This window comes from Streptomyces sp. HUAS 31 (assembly GCF_028198125.1).
Taxonomy (GTDB): Bacteria; Actinomycetota; Actinomycetes; order Streptomycetales; family Streptomycetaceae; genus Streptomyces; species Streptomyces chartreusis.
Genome location: NZ_CP116353.1, coordinates 4,874,127 through 4,891,950, shown reverse-complemented (window position 1 = coordinate 4,891,950; position 17,824 = coordinate 4,874,127). Strand labels below are relative to the sequence as shown.

The following is a 17,824-nucleotide window of genomic DNA, read 5'->3' as shown; positions in this document are numbered from 1 at the left end:
TTTCGTCATACGCCCATCTCCGCCGCGATCCGCCCGTCCCGCACCGCCGTCACGAGTTCGGCGTGGTCCGCCTCCGTGCGGTCGGCGTAGGCGACGGCGAACTCGGCGATCGCCTCGTCCAGTTCCTCGTTCTTGCCGCAGTAGCCCGCGATCAGGCGGGGGTCGGCGCTGTGGGAGTGGGCGCGGGCCAGGAGGGCGCCGGTCATGCGGGCGTAGTCGTCTATCTGGTCGGCGGCCAGCGCGGCCGGGTCGACGCTGCCCTTGCGGTTGCGGAACTGGCGGACCTGGAAGGGGAGTCCGTCGACCGTCGTCCAGCCGAGCAGGATGTCGCTGACGACCTGCATGCGCTTCTGGCCGAGGACCACGCGCCGCCCCTCGTGGTCCGTGCCGGGCGCCTCGAAGCCGGCCGTCACCAGGTGCGGGACCAGGGCGGAGGGGCGGGCCTCCTTCACCTGAAGGACCAGCGGCTCGCCGCGGTGGTCCAGCAGCAGGACCACGTAGGAGCGGGTGCCCACGCTGCCGGTACCGACCACGCGGAACGCCACGTCGTGCACCGCGTGCCGGGACAGCAGTGGGTGGCGGTCCTCGGAGAGGGTCGTGACGTAGCTCTCCAGGGACGCGGCCACCGCTGCCGCCTCCTCGTCCGGCACCCGGCGCAGCACCGGCGGAGCGTCGACGAAGCTGCGCCCGCCGTCCTCGGTCGGCGCAGTCGACTTCGCGGCGAAGCGGCCGCTGGTGTTGGCCCGCGCCTTCTCCGCGACCCGCTCCAGTGTGCCGAGCAGGTCATGGGCGTCGGTGTGGGAGACGAGCTCCTCGTCCGCGATCGCGTTCCACGCGTCCAGCACCGGGAGCTTGGCCAGCAGCCGCATGGTGCGCCGGTAGGAACCGACGGTGTCGTGCGCGGCCTTGCGGCACTTGTCCTCGTCGGCGCCGGCCTCCCGGCCCGCGAGCACGAGCGACGTGGCGAGCCGCTTGAGGTCCCACTCCCAGGGGCCGTACAGCGTCTCGTCGAAGTCGTTCAGGTCGATGACCAGGCCGCCGCGGGCGTCGGCGTACAGGCCGAAGTTCGCCGCGTGCGCGTCGCCGCAGATCTGGGCGCGGATCCGGGTCATGGGGGTGCGCGCGAGGTCGTAGGCCATGAGCCCGGCCGAGCCGCGCAGGAACGCGAAGGGCGTCGCCGCCATCCTGCCGACCCTTATCGGGGTGAGGTCGGTGAGCCGGCCGAGGTTGGACTCCTCGACGGCGGCCACGGCGCCGGGGCGGGAGTCGTCCAGGTCGAACACCGCGTGCTCGGCGCGCGGTACCCGCTTGCGCAGCTCCTTGCCCTCCTCCTTCGGCGATCCGCCGCCGGGCCACTCGGCGAACCCCTGGACGCGCGGCAGCCGACGCGCCGCGGACGCCGTGCGCTCCCCGGACTCCGACGTCGCCGCAGCCGCCTCCGCCGCCACAGCCTCGGCACCGACCTCGGTCATACCGACCGCCTCCCCCGCTCACGCACGAACATCAACTCGTGCCGACGTTACAACCGGTGGCCGGAACGCGTCAGACCCTGTGGACAACTCCGCAGATGTGGAAAACCCGCTTGGCGGTGCCGGTGTCCGCCTACTGCCGACGGGGGCGGGCGGCCGAGGGGGCCTGAGCCCGCAAGGGTGGGTGGCGGGCGAAAGCAAAGTGGCTTGCAGGGGCGTGTGGCCGGCGGCGGGGTTCAGCCACGGCAGGGCGTGCCCCACTCCCTTCCCCCCGGCAATGACCTTCAGCAGCCCTCCGGCCGCTCCCCGTCCCCCAGGTACTTCTTCGCCCACCCGCCCAACTCGGCCAGCGCGGGCTCCAGCGCCGCCCCCGACTCCGTCAGCCGGTACACCACCCGCAGCGGCGGCCCCTCGTAGACCTCACGCACCACCAGTCCCGCCGCGGCGAGCTCGGTGAGTCGGTCTGAGAGCATGCGCTCGCTGATGCCCGGGATCGCCCGGCGCAGGGCGACGAAGTAGGCGGGGCCCGAGGTCAGGACGGACACGATCGGGCCGGTCCAGCGCTTTCCGAGCAGCTGGAAGACGCGGCTGATCCCCTCGTCGACCCGCTTGCACTGCGCCACGTCGTGACTCTGCTCACCCGCCATGCCCTTCAGGGTACTGCCCTGCGGTACGGGGATGAAAAAAAGTAAGTGACTGTGTTATCCATAGTCGAGTACGAACTTTCAGTTCCTGCGGACAGATACGTCCCTGTGCACGGATTCCCCCTGTCCGCTCCCGTCCTTCCTGGAGACCCCCATGGCCACGCTCCTGCACATCGACTCCTCGGTCTTCTCGACCGGCGCCTCCTCCTCCCGTGCCGTCACCGACACCTTCCGGCGTATCTGGCAGGAGCAGCACCCCGAGGGCACGGTGATCCACCGCGACCTCGCCGCTCAGCCGGTGCCCCACATCGACGCCCACTCCCACACGGCGGGCTTCTCCGATCCGGCGACGCACACCCCGGAGCAGGCGGCCGCCTTCGCCGAGCGCGTGAAGCTGATCGAGGAGCTGGAGAGCGCGGACGCCGTGCTGATCGGCGCCCCGATGTACAACCTGACGATCCCGTCGACCCTGAAGGCCTACCTGGACAACGTGGTGCTGATGGGCCGTACCGCGGGCGACGCCCAGTCGATCAAGGGCACCCCGGTCACCGTCGTCGCCAGCCGCGGCGGCGCGTACGGTCCGGGCACCCCGCGCGAGGGCTACGAGTACGTGCAGAACTACCTGTCGGCGATCCTGGCCGACTTCCTCGGCGCCGACCTCGACTTCATCGTCCCGGAGCTGACGATGGCCCCGGCCAACCCCGCGATGGCCGAGCTGGTCCCCCTGTTCGAGGCCTCCCGTGAGCGCGCCCTCGACGAGGCCACCACCAAGGCCAAGCAGCTGGCCCAGAAGCTCGCGGCGTAACACCGACGGGCTGATCCACCGAGCGCACCGGCCCGCTCCGCCGACCACACCAGCGGCTCCGACGGCCGCACACACGCGTGGAGCCCCGCAAGCCACAGCGGGGCTCCACGCACGCGTAGCGGCCGGTCGGCCTCGACGCCTCCCCCATCCCCTACGAGGACGCGCCTACCGGGGAGCCACCGCCGCCCCGCACCGGCCCCGGCTCCACGCCCCGTCAGCCCCGCCCCCACCCACCCCCGAACCCCCCGGCACAATCACCGCATGCATGCGATCTCAGTCGTCCTCGTCGCCCTCATGGCGCTGCTGCACGCCTACATCCTGGTGCTGGAGATGTTCCTGTGGCAGCGCGGCCCGGGCCGCGGTCTCTCCGGCTTCGATGCCGAAATGGCCCGCGCCACCGCGCCGCTGGCCGCGAACCAGGGCCTCTACAACGGCTTCCTGGCCGCGGGCCTGGTCTGGGGGCTGATCGCCGACGACCCGACCGGTCGCCAGGTCCAGATCTTCTTCCTGTCCTGCATGGTCGTCGCCGGCGTCTACGGCGCGGCCACCGCCAACCGCCGCATCCTCTTCGTCCAGGCCCTGCCCGCCGCCGTGACGCTCGCCACGGTCGTCGCGGCGGGCTGAGCCACCGACCCGGCACTCGGCCCGTGCCGTGACCTGAGAGCTTCATCACAGGTCACGGCGCCAAGGCGCCCTGCCCCGAGGGTGGTGGACAGCACAACGTGGCGAACACAACAGAAGAGGCGGCATCGTGTTGACGATGCCGCCTCTTCGAGAGTGCGCGAGGGGGGAGTTGAACCCCCACGCCCTTGCGGGCACTGGAACCTGAATCCAGCGCGTCTGCCTATTCCGCCACCCGCGCATTGGGTGTGTCCTCGGGGCCTTCGCTTGCGGTCCGGCGCCTTCCGACACCCAGAACATTAGCACGGCGGCCAGGGTGGGTTCACATCCCTTATCCGCAGGCAGCCGCCCGCCCGGGCCGGTGCGGGCGCCCACCAGCGCAGTCGCCGAAGGCCCCGGCACGGTGACCGATCCGCGGCTCCCCGCGCTCCGTATCAGGGAGTACATGTTCACGTATCAACCTCGTACCGGTCCTGGGCATCTCCCCAGAAGCCGGTCGGGGTCCACAGTCAGGTGCGGGACACTGGTTTGCGGCCGCCTCTACGATCCATGGGAAGACTGTGTCCTCGAAGAGTTCGAAGGGGAGCTCCGGAGGGAACTTCGAGGGCGTCGACACCCGTCGACCGGGCCGACAGGGGGAACCAGCCGATTTACCGGCGCGTGGATACGATCAGTAAGCAGTACCAGGTAAGGCAGTGCCCGCCCGGCGGGATGCAGGACCAAGCAGGCTACGGAGGAGGTGCCCCATGGGAGTCCTGAAGAAGTTCGAGCAGCGTCTCGAAGGTCTGGTCAACGGCACCTTCGCCAAGGTGTTCAAGTCCGAGGTCCAGCCCGTGGAGATCGCCGGCGCGCTTCAGCGCGAGTGCGACAACAACGCGACGATCTGGAACCGCGACCGGACCGTCGTACCCAATGACTTCATCGTGGAGCTGAGCACGCCGGACTTCGAGCGGCTGAGCCCCTACTCGGGCCAGCTCGGCGACGAGCTCGCTGGCATGGTCCGCGACTACGCCAAGCAGCAGCGCTACACCTTCATGGGCCCGATCAAGGTGCACCTGGAGAAGGCCGACGATCTCGACACCGGCCTGTACCGCGTGCGCAGCCGTACGCTCGCCGGCTCCACCGATCAGCAGGGCCAGCAGGCCCCCGCACCCGCCGCCCCGCCCGGGCGGCCCGGCGGCGCCCAGGGCGGCTACGGCTACCCGCAGCCCGCCGCGCCCGCGGGAGCCCCGCCCATGCCGCCGTCGCCGCCCGGTGGGCGTCCCGGCGGCTACGGCTACCCGCAGCCCGCGGGCGGTCAGCGTCCTCCCGCCGCACCCGCGGCCGGCGGCCGCACCCGCTACTGGATCGAGATCAACGGCACCCGCCATCAGATCTCCCGCGCCACGCTCGTGCTGGGTCGCAGCACCGATGCCGACGTGCGGATCGACGACCCCGGCGTCTCCCGCCGGCACTGCGAGATCCGGACCGGAACGCCCTCGACGATCCAGGATCTCGGGTCCACCAACGGCATCGTGGTGGACGGGCAGCACACCACCCGCGCTACGCTCCGCGACGGCTCGCGGATCGTCGTGGGCAGCAGCACCATCATTTACCGGCAAGCCGAAGGGTGAAGCGGGGGCAATGTCAGAGCTGACCCTCACGGTCATGCGGCTGGGTTTCCTGGCCGTACTGTGGCTGTTCGTGATCGTGGCCGTGCAGGTCATCCGCAGCGACCTGTTCGGTACGCGTGTCACCCAGCGCGGGTCCAGGCGGGAGGCCGGACGGCAGCAGCAGGCCGCCAGGCAGGCCGCGGCGCCTCCGCAGCAGCGCGGCCAGCAGGGCGGCGGCGGCCGGCAGCGCCGTAACGCTCCCTCGAAGCTGGTCGTGTCCGAGGGCACCCTGACCGGCACCACCGTCGCGCTGCAGGGCCAGACCATCACCCTGGGCCGCGCGCACGACAGCACGATCGTGCTGGACGACGACTACGCCTCCAGCAGGCATGCCAGGATCTACCCGGACCGCGACGGCCAGTGGATCGTCGAGGACCTGGGCTCCACCAACGGCACGTACCTCGACCGAACGCGGCTCACGACCCCGACACCGATTCCGCTGGGCGCGCCGATCCGCATCGGCAAGACCGTCATCGAGCTGCGGAAGTAGTACGACAATGAGCGAGCGGAGCGAGCACGCAGCGGTGGCCCACACCAAGGGCCCCGGCGCGCTCCCGACCGGAGGGTGGGCACCGTGCGGATGTACCCGGAGCCGACGGGCGAGGTGCGCATGAGTCTGTCACTGCGCTTCGCCGCCGGATCGCACAAAGGCATGATCCGGGAGGGCAACGAGGACTCCGGATACGCCGGACCCCGCCTGCTCGCCATCGCCGACGGCATGGGCGGCGCGGCCGCGGGCGAGGTCGCCTCCTCCGAGGCGATCTCCACCATCGTCGCCCTCGACGACGACGTCCCCGGCTCGGACATCCTCACCTCGCTCGGCACGGCCGTGCAGCGCGCCAACGACCAGCTGCGCTCGATGGTCGAGGAGGACCCCCAGCTCGAGGGCATGGGCACCACGCTCACCGCCCTGCTGTGGACCGGTCAGCGCCTCGGCCTCGTGCACGTCGGCGACTCGCGCGCCTACCTGCTGCGCGACGGCGTCCTCACTCAGATCACGCAGGACCACACCTGGGTGCAGCGGCTCGTCGACGAGGGCCGCATCACCGAGGAGGAGGCGACCACGCATCCGCAGCGCTCGCTGCTGATGCGCGCGCTGGGCAGCGGCGACCATGTCGAGCCCGACCTGTCGATCCGTGAAGTCCGCGCCGGCGACCGGTACTTGATCTGCTCCGACGGCCTGTCCGGCGTCGTGTCCCACCAGACCCTGGAGGACACCCTCGCCAGCTACCAGGGCCCGCAGGAGACCGTGCAGGAGCTCATCCAGCTCGCGCTGCGCGGGGGCGGCCCGGACAACATCACGGTGATCGTCGCGGACGTCCTCGACCTGGACACCGGCGACACGCTCGCCGGGCAGCTGTCCGACACCCCGGTCGTGGTCGGCGCGGTCGCCGAGAACCAACCGCACCACCTGCACGACAACGGCATCATGCAGACCCCGGCCGGACGCGCCTCCGGGCTCGGCCGCCAGGTGCCCGGCCAGGGCGGCGGGGGCGGCGAGTTCGGCCCGCCCGGCTCCGGCGACACCACCGGGTACGCCCCGGCGGGCGGCTTCGGGGACTACACCGACGACGACTTCGTCAAGCCCCGCAAGGGCCGCAAGTGGCTGAAGAGATCCTTCTACTCGGTCCTCGCGCTCGCCGTCATCGGCGGCGGGATGTACGGCGGCTGGCGCTGGACGCAGACGCAGTACTACGTCGGCACGAACGAGGAACACGTCGCCCTGTACCGCGGGATCAGCCAGGACCTGGCCTGGGTCTCGCTCTCGAAGGTGGAGAAGGATCACCCCGAGATCGAACTCAAGTACCTGCCGCCCTACCAGCAGAAGCTCGTCGAGGCGACCATCGCCGAGGGCGGTCTGAAGGACGCCCAGGCGAAGATCGACGAACTCCAGCTCCAGGCCACCGCGTGCAAGAAGCGTGCCGCACAGCAGGCCGCCCAGAGCGAGCAGAACGCCAAGACCGGTGAGGGCGAGGCCGGAGGTACCACGGGAACCACCCGTACCTCTCTTACGTCCAAGGCGACACCGACACCGAATCCCTCGGCGTCGACCAAGTCCCCGCCCCCGTCCACCTCCCCGACACCGACTGCGACGCCAAGCCCCGGCCCCACACTCTCGGAGGAAGAGCAGAAGGTCGTTTCGAACTGCGGTACGCAGTAGGCAAGCCGCGAGAGGCCCCGTCACACCATGAGCAGTACTACGAACTCGCCGACGCATCACACTTCCACGATCGGCGCGATCGGCGCGCCGAGCAGGCGCAACACCGAGCTCGCGTTGCTGATCTTCGCGGTCGTCATCCCGGTGTTCGCCTACGCCAACGTGGGCTTGGCGATCAATGACGAGGTACCGGCCGGCCTGCTCGGCTACGGCCTCGGGCTCGGCCTCCTGGCCGGGATCGGCCACCTCGCCGTACGAAAGTTCGCGCCGTACGCGGACCCGTTGCTGCTGCCGCTCGCGACGCTGCTGAACGGACTCGGACTCGTCGCCATCTGGCGACTCGACCAGTCCAAGCTGCTCCAGCAGATCGGGCAGGCCGGCTCCGCCGCACCTCGACAGCTGATGTACACGGCGTTGGGCATCGCGCTGTTCGTCGTGGTGCTGATCTTCCTCAAGGACCACCGGGTCCTGCAGCGCTACACCTACATCTCCATGGTCGGCGCGCTGTTCCTGCTGCTTCTGCCGCTGGTGCCGGGACTCGGCAAGAACCTCTACGGCGCCAAGATCTGGATCTCGGTCGCCGGATTCTCCATCCAGCCCGGTGAGTTCGCGAAGATCGTGCTCGCGGTCTTCTTCGCCGGCTACCTGATGGTCAAGCGCGACGCTCTCGCCCTCGCCAGCCGCCGCTTCATGGGCCTGTACCTGCCGCGCGGCCGCGACCTCGGGCCGATCCTCGTCGTCTGGGCGATCTCGATCCTGATCCTGGTCTTCGAGACCGACCTCGGTACGTCGCTGCTGTTCTTCGGAATGTTCGTCATCATGCTGTACGTCGCCACCGAGCGGACCAGCTGGATCGTCTTCGGTCTGCTGATGTCCGCGGTCGGCGCCGTCGGCGTGGCCTCTTTCGAGCCGCACATCCAGCAGCGCGTGGACGCCTGGCTCGACCCGATGCGCGAGTACACCCTCAGCCGGCAAGGCGTGGGCGGCCATTCCGAGCAGGCCATGCAGGCACTGTGGGCGTTCGGATCCGGCGGCACCCTCGGCACCGGTTGGGGTCAGGGCCACTCCGAGCTCATCCGGTTCGCAGCCAACTCCGACTTCATCCTCGCCACCTTCGGCGAAGAGCTGGGCCTGGCCGGCGTCATGGCGCTCCTGCTGATCTACGCCCTGCTCGTGGAGCGCGGCGTGCGCACCGCCCTGGCCGCCCGTGACCCGTTCGGCAAGCTGCTGGCCGTCGGCCTCTCCGGCGCCTTCGCGCTCCAGGTCTTCGTGGTCGCCGGTGGCGTCATGGGCCTGATCCCGCTGACCGGTATGACGATGCCGTTCCTGGCGTCCGGAGGTTCCTCCGTGATCGCCAACTGGGCCCTGGTCGGCATCCTGCTCCGCATCAGCGACACCGCTCGCCGCCCGGCGCCCGCTCCTGCCCCCAACCCCGACGCCGAGATGACCCAGGTGGTCCGCCCGTGAACAAGCCCCTGCGCCGGATCGCCATCTTCTGCGGGCTGCTGATCCTCACGCTGCTCATACGGGACAACTGGCTGCAGTACGCCAAGGCCGACACCCTGAGGGAGGACCCCGACAACCGTCGCGTCCTCATCGCCCGCTATTCCGCGCCTCGCGGCGACATCATCGTCGGTGGCAACCCGATCACCGGGCACACGGAGACGACGTCGGGCGACTTCAAGTTCAAGCGCACGTACAAGGACGGCCCCATGTGGGCGCCCGTCACCGGCTACGCCTCGCAGGCCTTCGGCGCCAACCAGCTGGAGTCCATCGAGGACGGCATCCTCACCGGCAACGACGACCGGCTGTTCTTCCGCAACACCCTCGACATGCTCACGGGCAAGGAGAGGGAGGGCGGCAATGTGGTGACCACCCTCAACGCCGCCGCGCAGAAGGCCGCGTACGAAGGTCTGAAGGACCGGGGCAAGGGCGCGGTCGTGGCCCTGGAGCCGTCCACCGGCAAGATCCTGGCGCTGGCGTCCTTCCCGTCGTACGACCCCTCGTCCTTCGCCGGCAACTCCACCACGACCGACTCCAAGGCGTGGACGGCGCTCCAGAAGAAGAACAACCCCGACGACCCGATGCTCAACCGGGCGCTGCGTGAGGTCTACCCGCCCGGCTCGACCTTCAAGGTCGTCACCGCGGCCGCGGCGCTGGAGCACGGGCTGTACACGGACGCCGACGCGAAGACGGACTCGCCGGACCCGTGGGTCATGGAAGGCACCACCACCAAGCTGCCGAACGAGGGCACCATCCCCTGCAAGAACGCGACGCTGCGGGTCGCCCTCAAGTTCTCCTGCAACACCGTCTTCGGCAAGGTCGGCTCCGACCTCGGCAACGACAAGATGCTGGAGACGGCCAAGAAGTTCGGCTTCACCGAGGAGCAGTTCACCCCGACCCGCACCAGCGCGTCGGTCTTCTCCGACGACATGAACCCCTCGCAGACGGCCCTGTCCTCCATCGGCCAGTTCAACACCGCCGCGACGCCGCTCCAGATGGCCATGGTCGCCTCGGCCGTCGCCAACAACGGCACGCTGATGAAGCCGTACATGGTCGACGAGCTCCAGACCAACAACCTCGACGCCATCGAGAAGACCGACCCGGAGGAGATGAGCAAGCCGCTGTCGGCGGAGAACGCTCAGAAGCTCCAGTCGATGATGGAGACGGTCGTCGAGGACGGCACCGGCAAGAACGCTCGGATCAGCGGCGTGAAGGTGGGCGGCAAGACCGGTACCGCCCAGCACGGTGTGGACAACAGCGAGAACCCCTACGCGTGGTTCATCTCCTACGCCAAGCTCGACGACGGCAGCGCCCCGGTGGCCGTGGCCGTCGTGGTGGAGGACCAGAACGCGGTCCGCGACGACATCTCCGGTGGCGGCCTCGCCGCGCCTATCGCCAAGAGCGTGATGGAGGCGGTCATCAAGAGCAAGAAGTGAACCTGCTCACGTCCCCTTCACATCGGTGCACGTTGCGATACCGGTCCTGTATCGGGTTACGGGCTTGGCCAGGTCACACAAGATGAGCCGGGTACGGTATGCCCGGACGGCACACCGCCCCACCCACAAGGGTGAGGTCGGGACCGACGGAGAGGGCTGGTAGGTAGCTTATGGAAGAGCCGCGTCGCCTCGGCGGCCGGTACGAGCTGGGCCAGGTGCTCGGTCGTGGTGGCATGGCGGAGGTCTACCTCGCGCATGACACCCGGCTCGGCCGCACCGTGGCGGTGAAGACGCTGCGCGCGGACCTCGCGCGCGACCCGTCCTTCCAGGCCCGCTTCCGCCGGGAGGCCCAGTCGGCCGCCTCGCTCAACCATCCCGCGATCGTGGCGGTCTACGACACGGGCGAGGACTACATCGACAATGTGTCGATCCCGTACATCGTCATGGAGTACGTAGACGGCTCGACGCTCCGTGAGCTGCTTCACTCCGGCCGCAAGCTGCTGCCGGAGCGCTCCCTGGAGATGACCATCGGGATCCTCCAGGCCCTGGAGTACTCGCACCGCAGCGGCATCGTCCACCGCGACATCAAGCCGGCCAACGTGATGCTCACGCGCAACGGCCAGGTGAAGGTGATGGACTTCGGCATCGCCCGCGCCATGGGCGACTCCGGCATGACGATGACGCAGACCTCGGCCGTCATCGGCACCGCCCAGTACCTCTCCCCGGAGCAGGCCAAGGGTGAGCAGGTCGACGCGCGGTCGGACCTGTACTCCACCGGCTGTCTGCTGTACGAGCTCCTGACGGTGCGGCCCCCCTTCGTGGGTGACTCCCCGGTGGCCGTGGCGTACCAGCACGTTCGGGAAGAGGCCCAGGCCCCATCGGTCTTCGACCCCGAGATCACGCCCGAGATGGACGCGATCGTGCTGAAGGCCCTGACGAAGGACCCCAACTACCGCTACCAGTCGGCCGACGAGATGCGTGCCGACATCGAGGCGTGCCTCGACGGCCAGCCCGTCGCCGCCACCGCGGCCATGGGTTCCGTGGGCTACGGCGGCTACCCGGACGACCAGCCGACCACGGCCCTGCGCTCCGCGGACGCCGGCGCCACGTCGATGCTGCCGCCGATGAACCCGGACGACGGTGGCTACGGCTACGACGACCGCCCGGACCGGCGCCGCCAGAAGAAGTCCAACACCTCCACCATCCTGTTGGCCGTCGCGGCCGTGCTGGTTCTCGTCGGCGCGATCCTGATCGGCAAGTGGGTCTTCGACGGCGACACGGCGAGCAACAGCCAGGTGGCTGTGCCGAACGTCGTCGGCGAGACGGAGAGCAGCGCGAGGGACCTGCTCGGCAATGTCGATCTCACGATCGGCAAGGTCACGAAGCAGGAGTGCGAGGACCAGAGCAAGGGCAAGATCTGCTCGCAGTCCCCCGGCTCCAAGACCAAGGTCGACAAGAACACCAGCGTCGACATCGTGGTGTCGACCGGGGCGCCGAAGGTGTCGGTGCCGGACGTGGAGGGCCTGCCCTACGAGAAGGCCAAGTCCGACCTCGAGGACAAGGGCTTCGACGTCCAGCAGAAGACCGAGGAGTCCGACCGCAACCCGGGCGTCGTCATCAGCCAGGACCCCGAGGGCGGCACTGAGCAGGAGAAGGGCAGCACCATCACCCTCACCGTCGCCAAGGAGAAGGAGCAGTCCACTGTTCCCGACGTCCTCGGCAAGACGTGTGACGAGGCGAAGGCCCAGATGGAGGCCAACGATCTGTCGGGCAACTGCCAAGAGGTGGACACCCAGGACCCGAACCAGGTCGGCAAGGTCATCTCGACCTCCCCGACGGCCGGCTCCGCGGTCGACAAGGACTCCACGGTGACCATCCAGATCGGCAAGCAGGCCGAGCAGCAGCAGGCCACGGTCCCGACCTTGACCCAGCTGTCGCTGAAGGACGCCAAGAAGGCGCTGGAGCAGGCGGGTCTGTCGGTCGGCCAGATCAGCGGATCCCAGGACGACAACGCCGTGGTCATCAGCCAGGACCCGCAGCCGAACACCCAGGTCGCCCAGGGCACTGCGGTCAACTTGGTCGCCTTCGGCCAGGGCGGCAACAACAACGGCGGCGGCGACAACGGCGGCCAGATCTTCGGGGGCGTCAACGGAGTGTCGGCCCGCACGGACGACTGACCCCCGAACCGAACGACCGAGCCCCGGTTCCCTGATCTCAGGGAACCGGGGCTCGATGCGTGACTCAACGGTCGTCGCGCCCGGCTGGCGGTTACGACCAGTCGGTGCAGGAGTTGAGCTTGGTGCCGCCTTCGAAACGCGCCACCTCGACCCCGGTTTCGAGAATGCCGTACGAGCTCTGAGCGGTGGTGCTCAGGGTGAGGGTGTTACCCGAGCCCGAGGTGAGGGAGTGCCACGCCCACGGAAGGACCTGCTGGCTCCCGACCGGCTTGGTGAGGAGACGGACCCGTACATGGTGCCCATCGGCGGACGTGTCCGTAACCGACAACGCAATCTTGAATTCGCCGTACGGCCACTGGTCCCCGGACGGGTAAGTCGCCCCCATGCTGCCGCGCGCCCCGGTCGTCGAGCAGCTGGCGGTCTCTGCGGCGGACGCCGAACCGGCGAACGCGACGGTGACAACCGCTGTGGCGGCAAGGGTGGTGGCTATGCGCGCACGATTTCTCATGATGTTTCCTCCCCATTGGTTGCCAGGGGGCCCGCTCACCTCACGCAGGGCTTCCCGGCGATTACCGGCTCAGATGATTGCTCGGGGAGGTGGGCAGCTCAAGAGACTTATGGCGAAGTTGATCAAGTTTCGGCCAGGTCGCGAAGTACGGCGAAGTCGGCAGAAACTTCAAAAATCACACAATCTATCCACAAGAGAACCGCGGAGATCCTTCAGGGCCTGATCGCCACCGGCCCCCGGGTCCCAGGCCCGAATGGCTGGACGGCTGTGAGCCACCCGTCGGGGACAAGGCGCGATGATCACCCGATGCCCACATCGGTTCAGCGACCGAAAATGATCGACGCAGCAGTCCAGAGCGGTGCCTCGGACAGCGCGCCACGCGCTATTGGAGTTCCTCCGGCAGCGTCCGTTGCTCGTCCACCTTGTCCACCCGCTCCAGTTCCCCCCACACGACGTATCGGTAGCGGCTCGTGTAGATCGGGGTGCAGGTCGTCAGGGTGATGTAGTGGCCGGCCTTGGTCCTACCCGATTCCTTCGGGATGCCGCCGAGGACCTGGACGTTGTACTTCGAGGTCTCGGGGAGGACGGCGTAGACCTTGTAGACGTACCACTTGTCCTTCGTCTCGAAGACGATCGGGTCACCCTTTTTGAGCTTGTGGATGTTGTGGAACTTCGCGCCGTGGCCGTCCCGGTGCGCCGCGAGGGAGAAGTTCCCCTTCTTGTCCGAGGTCGGCAGGGTCGCCTTGACGGGGTCGGTGTAGTAGCCGGCGACGCCGTCGTTGAGGATCTTCGACGTCGTGCCCTTCTCGACCAGGATCTCGCCCTTGGTCATCGCCGGGACGTGCAGGAAGCCGACGCCGTTCTTGGCGTCGAACTCGGCGGGCCGGCCGGAGTCGTCGTCCTGGTGGGCCCAGATGTCACGGACCTTGTCGGCCTGTTTGTCCGCCGCCCGGTCGGCGATGACGTTCGTCCACCACAGGGAGTAGACGACGAACAGGCCCAGTACCAGGCCCGCCGTGATGAGTAGTTCCCCGAAGACGCTGACGGCCGTCGCGATCGGGCCCATGCGCCGACGGCGAGGGGGACGTCGTGAGGCGGGCGCGGCCGTGTGGTCTTCCGTGCCCTCGGTGGTCGCTGCCACGTTTCATCTGCCCTTAACTGACGAGCGCATCCGGCTTGCCCTTGCTGCGCGGCCGTTCCTCGACCATCTTGCCCCAGACGATCAACCGGTACTTGCTGGTGAACTCCGGCGTGCACGTGGTGAGTGTGATGTAGCGGCCCGGTCCGGTGAAACCCGACCCCGGCGGAACCGGCTCCAGCACGCTCACATTGCTCGGCGACGTCACCGGCAGGATCGACGCCATCTTGTACACGAAGTACTTGTCCTGCGTCTCGACGACGATCTCGTCGCCCTGGGCGAGCCGGTTGATGTAGCGGAACGGTTCACCGTGCGTGTTGCGATGCCCGGCCAGGCCGAAGTTGCCGGTCTTGGCGTCCGGCATCGCCGTCTTCAGCTTGCCCTCGCCGTAGTGGCCGACCATTCCCCGGTCGAGCACCTTCTTGTTGCTGATGCCCTCCGCGATCGGCACGACGACATCCAGCTTCGGGATGTGCAGGAGGGCGAAGCCCTGCCCCGGTTCGAAGCTCCCCGGGTTGCGTTTGCCGCTGGCCCAGTCCTCCTGGAGGCTGCTGGCTTCCTTGTCCGCCTGGGCGTGTGCCCGGACGTTGGTCCACCACAGCTGGTAGCTCACGAACAGCAGCATCAGCACGCCGGTCGTGATGAACACCTCACCGATCGCCCGGCTGGCGACCGTGGCCGGACCGGGCTTGCGCGCCCGGGCCTGCCGACGGGCCTCCATACGGGAGAGGGGAGCACCGGAGCTCTCCGAGTCCGTCTCGGCCGCGTCCGACGCCTGGCGTGTTCCGCCATGGCGCCCGTGACGCCCCTTGGCGGCCTTTCTGCGGGCCGCACGACCACCCGTCGGGGCGGAAGAGGCGGAAGCGGCGGATGAGGCGGGAGAGGGCGATATGGGCTCACGGGAGGGCGGCGGGTCGGGAACCCGCAGCGCCACGGTCTCGTCGTCCGCCGGCGGCATGTACGGCTCCGCGTACGGCTCTTGGGCCACGGACGGCGCCTGGTCGCGGTAGCTCTGACCGGCGTAGCCCTCGGTGCCGTAGCCGCCGGTTCCGTAGCCGTCGCCGCCGTACCCGGCCGCGTCCCGCGCTTCGGCGGCCTGCTGCGCCTGGGTGACGTAACTCTCCCCGCCGTACCAGTCCCCGAGCGCACCGGAGCCCTCGTACGGCTGCTGCCCGTACGAGCTCCCCTGGTCGCCGGTGCCGCTGTAGGAGTCCGCGAAGGACTCCCCGTAGGCGGCGCCGGACTCGCGCTCAGGGCGCAGGGCGGTCACGCCGTGGCCCTGCCCACCACCGGGGCGAGCCCCGCCGACCTCGCCACCGCGCCTTCGTAACCGCACTCCACCAGCCAGTTGGCCAGCATCCGGTGCCCGTGCTCGGTCAGCACCGACTCGGGGTGGAACTGGACTCCCTCGACCGGGAGTTCGCGGTGGCGCAGGCCCATGATGATGCCGTCGTGCGTGCGTGCCGTGACCTCGAGGTCGGCCGGGACCGTCGCCGGTTCCGCCGCCAGGGAGTGGTAGCGGGTCGCCGTGAAGGGCGAGGGCAGACCGGCGAATACGCCCTTGCCCTCGTGCTCGACCAGCGAGGTCTTGCCGTGCAGCAGCTCCGGCGCACGGTCAACGACGCCGCCGTACGCCACCTGCATCGACTGCATGCCGAGACAGACGCCGAAGACCGGCACCCCGGTGGAGGCGCAGTGCCGCACCATCTCGACGCAGACGCCGGCCTCCTCGGGAGTTCCGGGGCCCGGCGAGAGCAGTACGCCGTCGAAGCCGTCCTGGGCGTGCGTCGTCGACACCTCGTCGTTGCGCAGCACCTCGCACTCCGCGCCCAGCTGATAGAGGTACTGGACCAGGTTGAAGACGAAGCTGTCGTAGTTGTCCACGACGAGAATGCGCGCGCTCACTGGTTGTCCACCGTCACATCGTTGAAGGGCAGGAGCGGTTCGGCCCACGGGAAGACGTAGTTGAACAAGACGTAGACGACGGCCATGGCCAGCGCGAGCGAGAGCAGTGCCTTCACCCACGCGTTCCCCGGCAGATGCCGCCAGATCCAGCCGTACATGCCGTCCCTTCCGTCGCACCACGGCACTCAGACTCACGCCGTACAGCCAACAGACTAACGGCGCAACGCTTCCGGTTTCCCGGCCTCCACAGGCTGGGTGGAGTCCAGGTGGGCCCACACGATCAGCCGATGACTGTGCCCCCACTCGGGATCGCACGTGGTCAGCGTCAGGTAGCGGCCTTCACGCGTGTACCCCGACTTACGGGGCACAGGGTCAATCACCTCAACGTCGGCGGGCAGTGTTTTGTAGGGGCCTTTGTCGATCCGATACGTGAACCAGGTCGTTCCGTCGGTCAGCACCACCGCGTCACCGGGCCGCAGCCTGGGGAAATCCTTGAAGGGATCGCCGTACGTGCGCCGGTGACCGGCGACCGAGAAGTTGCCCTTCTGGCCGAGCTGGGTGGTGTTCGCGTAGTGGCCGAGGCCCTTCTTCAGGGTCTTGGTGGCGGTGCCTTCGAGCACCGGCTTGTTCCACGTGAAACCAAGCCGCGGGATGTACATGATCGCGAAGGGCTTGTCCGCCGTGTACGGCGCCGGCCTCGGCGGGCTCGCGGTCGCCCCCGGACTCGCCGCGACGCCGCCTGGAGCCGTGTCCGGCGGGCGCACCGCACTCTGCGCCCACTGCTCCTGAAGCTGGTCGATCTGGTCGTCCATGACGTTGTCGGCCTTCACGCCCGTCCAGAAAAGTACATAGACCACGAAAAGGACGATCGCGGTGCCGACGGTGATGCAGAGCTCGCTGACGGTCCTCACGACGACGCGCACCGGCAGCTCCAGGGAAGGTCACTCCACGGGCTTGGCGTATTGCAGATCCACTGTGCCCGAGTAGCCGGGCAGAGTCACCGTTCCGTCCTCGGTGACTTTCCAGCCGAGACCGTAGACATTGACGTAGACCATGTAGTTCTGGATCGCCTTCGAGGCGGCGAGCGCCTGCTGCATCTTCTCCGGGTCACCGACCGCCGTGATCTTGTACGGCGGTGAGTAGACGCGGCCCTGGAGGATCAGGGTGTTTCCCACGCAGCGCACGGCGCTGGTGGAGATCAGTCGCTGGTCCATGACCTTGATGCCCTTGGCACCGCTCTGCCACAGCGCGTTCACCACGGCCTGGAGGTCCTGCTGGTGGATCACCAGGTAGTCGGGCTGCGGCTCGGGGTATCCCGGCAGCTTGGCCGTGGCGTCCGGCGGGGCGTCGTTGAGCGTGACCGAGATGGCCTCGCCCGTCAGCTTCTGGGTGCCGGCGTTGTGCTCCAGCGCGGTCAGCTTGGCGTCCTCCGCCTCGGTGCTGCCGTCGTCCCGCTCGGCGAGCGCCTCGACGTCGTCACGCAGGGACGCGTTCGCGTCGTTGCGCTCGCCGTTCTCGCGACTGCGCTCATGGATCAGGTCCGAGAGCTTCAGCAGCGAGGTGTCCGTGCGGATGTTGGTGCCCTTGGCCGTATTGAAACTGGTGAAGAAAATCAGCCCGGCGAGAGCGAAGACCGCCGCGGTGAGCACCCGCACCGGCCGGAAACGGCCGCGGGCAGGGCTGGATCCCGTTGGGGGAGAGTCGGCAGAATTGCTCAACGTACCCTTATCTCCTTCGGCGCCGCGGAAGCACTACGCTAACGGACGCCCGGAGGAGCCAGCAGAGTCCCCTTGTACACCTCCCCGAGC

At 68.7% G+C, this 17,824-nt stretch carries 17 protein-coding genes and 1 tRNA gene; 8 read left to right on the top strand and 10 right to left on the bottom strand.

Features of this window, described 5'->3' with window-relative positions; genetic code table 11:
* Nucleotides 1–5 precede the first annotated feature (5 nt).
* Both PGH47_RS21685 and PGH47_RS21680 read right to left on the bottom strand, forming a co-directional pair.
* Nucleotides 6–1,472, bottom strand: a complete 1,467-nt coding sequence (locus tag PGH47_RS21685; RefSeq protein WP_271664803.1) for a DUF2252 domain-containing protein — start codon at nt 1,470–1,472, stop codon at nt 6–8.
* A gap of 281 nt (nt 1,473–1,753) precedes the next feature.
* Nucleotides 1,754–2,116 carry a winged helix-turn-helix transcriptional regulator gene (locus PGH47_RS21680; protein ID WP_271664802.1) on the bottom strand — a complete coding sequence of 121 codons (363 nt, stop codon included), beginning with the start codon at nt 2,114–2,116 and terminating at the stop codon, nt 1,754–1,756.
* Between the two features lie 151 nt (nt 2,117–2,267).
* Between PGH47_RS21680 and PGH47_RS21675 the strand changes: the two genes are divergently transcribed.
* Nucleotides 2,268–2,918: an FMN-dependent NADH-azoreductase gene (locus PGH47_RS21675; RefSeq protein WP_271664801.1), complete on the top strand. Its 651-nt coding sequence runs from the start codon at nt 2,268–2,270 to the stop codon at nt 2,916–2,918.
* 261 nt (nt 2,919–3,179) lie between these two features.
* Entirely contained in the window at nt 3,180–3,542 is a 363-nt protein-coding gene (locus PGH47_RS21670; protein ID WP_150501200.1) for a DUF1304 domain-containing protein, read from the top strand.
* Nucleotides 3,543–3,696: 154 nt separating this feature from the next.
* Here PGH47_RS21670 and PGH47_RS21665 read toward each other — a convergent pair.
* Nucleotides 3,697–3,780 (bottom strand) — tRNA-Leu (locus PGH47_RS21665).
* A 505-nt stretch (nt 3,781–4,285) separates the two neighbouring features.
* Here PGH47_RS21665 and PGH47_RS21660 point away from each other — a divergent pair.
* From PGH47_RS21660 to pknB, 6 genes are all read left to right on the top strand, one after another.
* Entirely contained in the window at nt 4,286–5,152 is an 867-nt protein-coding gene (locus PGH47_RS21660; RefSeq protein WP_107904942.1) for an FhaA domain-containing protein, read from the top strand.
* Nucleotides 5,153–5,162: 10 nt separating this feature from the next.
* The gene (locus PGH47_RS21655) at nt 5,163–5,681 is read left to right on the top strand and encodes an FHA domain-containing protein FhaB/FipA (protein WP_030945459.1); all 519 of its coding nucleotides are present in this window, start codon (nt 5,163–5,165) and stop codon (nt 5,679–5,681) included.
* Nucleotides 5,682–5,771: 90 nt separating this feature from the next.
* On the top strand, nt 5,772–7,352 hold the full coding sequence (locus PGH47_RS21650) for a Stp1/IreP family PP2C-type Ser/Thr phosphatase (RefSeq protein ID WP_271668114.1): 1,581 nt from the start codon (nt 5,772–5,774) through the stop codon (nt 7,350–7,352).
* Between the two features lie 27 nt (nt 7,353–7,379).
* Complete coding sequence (locus PGH47_RS21645) at nt 7,380–8,816, top strand: FtsW/RodA/SpoVE family cell cycle protein (RefSeq protein ID WP_271664800.1); 1,437 nt, start codon at nt 7,380–7,382, stop codon at nt 8,814–8,816.
* Nucleotides 8,813–10,288: a peptidoglycan D,D-transpeptidase FtsI family protein gene (locus PGH47_RS21640; RefSeq protein WP_271664799.1), complete on the top strand. Its 1,476-nt coding sequence runs from the start codon at nt 8,813–8,815 to the stop codon at nt 10,286–10,288. Before PGH47_RS21645 ends, PGH47_RS21640 begins: the two co-directional genes overlap by 4 nt.
* A 170-nt stretch (nt 10,289–10,458) precedes the next feature.
* Nucleotides 10,459–12,465, top strand: a complete 2,007-nt coding sequence (gene pknB / locus PGH47_RS21635; protein ID WP_271664798.1) for a Stk1 family PASTA domain-containing Ser/Thr kinase — start codon at nt 10,459–10,461, stop codon at nt 12,463–12,465.
* Nucleotides 12,466–12,556: 91 nt separating this feature from the next.
* Here pknB and PGH47_RS21630 read toward each other — a convergent pair whose 3' ends face one another.
* The 7 genes from PGH47_RS21630 to PGH47_RS21600 form a co-directional block, all read right to left on the bottom strand.
* On the bottom strand, nt 12,557–12,973 hold the full coding sequence (locus PGH47_RS21630; RefSeq protein WP_271664797.1) for a hypothetical protein: 417 nt from the start codon (nt 12,971–12,973) through the stop codon (nt 12,557–12,559).
* A gap of 382 nt (nt 12,974–13,355) precedes the next feature.
* Nucleotides 13,356–14,114: a class E sortase gene (locus tag PGH47_RS21625; RefSeq protein WP_271664796.1), complete on the bottom strand. Its 759-nt coding sequence runs from the start codon at nt 14,112–14,114 to the stop codon at nt 13,356–13,358.
* A gap of 13 nt (nt 14,115–14,127) precedes the next feature.
* Nucleotides 14,128–15,381, bottom strand: a complete 1,254-nt coding sequence (locus tag PGH47_RS21620) for a class E sortase (protein WP_271664795.1) — start codon at nt 15,379–15,381, stop codon at nt 14,128–14,130.
* Nucleotides 15,378–16,016 carry an aminodeoxychorismate/anthranilate synthase component II gene (locus tag PGH47_RS21615; protein ID WP_126903522.1) on the bottom strand — a complete coding sequence of 213 codons (639 nt, stop codon included), beginning with the start codon at nt 16,014–16,016 and terminating at the stop codon, nt 15,378–15,380. The genes PGH47_RS21620 and PGH47_RS21615 overlap by 4 nt, the downstream gene beginning before the upstream one ends.
* On the bottom strand, nt 16,013–16,174 hold the full coding sequence (locus tag PGH47_RS21610) for a hypothetical protein (RefSeq protein WP_030945481.1): 162 nt from the start codon (nt 16,172–16,174) through the stop codon (nt 16,013–16,015). The genes PGH47_RS21615 and PGH47_RS21610 overlap by 4 nt, the downstream gene beginning before the upstream one ends.
* A gap of 54 nt (nt 16,175–16,228) precedes the next feature.
* Nucleotides 16,229–16,939, bottom strand: a complete 711-nt coding sequence (locus tag PGH47_RS21605) for a class E sortase (protein ID WP_271664794.1) — start codon at nt 16,937–16,939, stop codon at nt 16,229–16,231.
* A gap of 18 nt (nt 16,940–16,957) precedes the next feature.
* A complete protein-coding gene (locus PGH47_RS21600) occupies nt 16,958–17,734 on the bottom strand; it encodes a DUF881 domain-containing protein (protein WP_271664793.1) in 777 nt (258 codons plus the stop codon).
* Nucleotides 17,735–17,824: the final 90 nt, after the last annotated feature.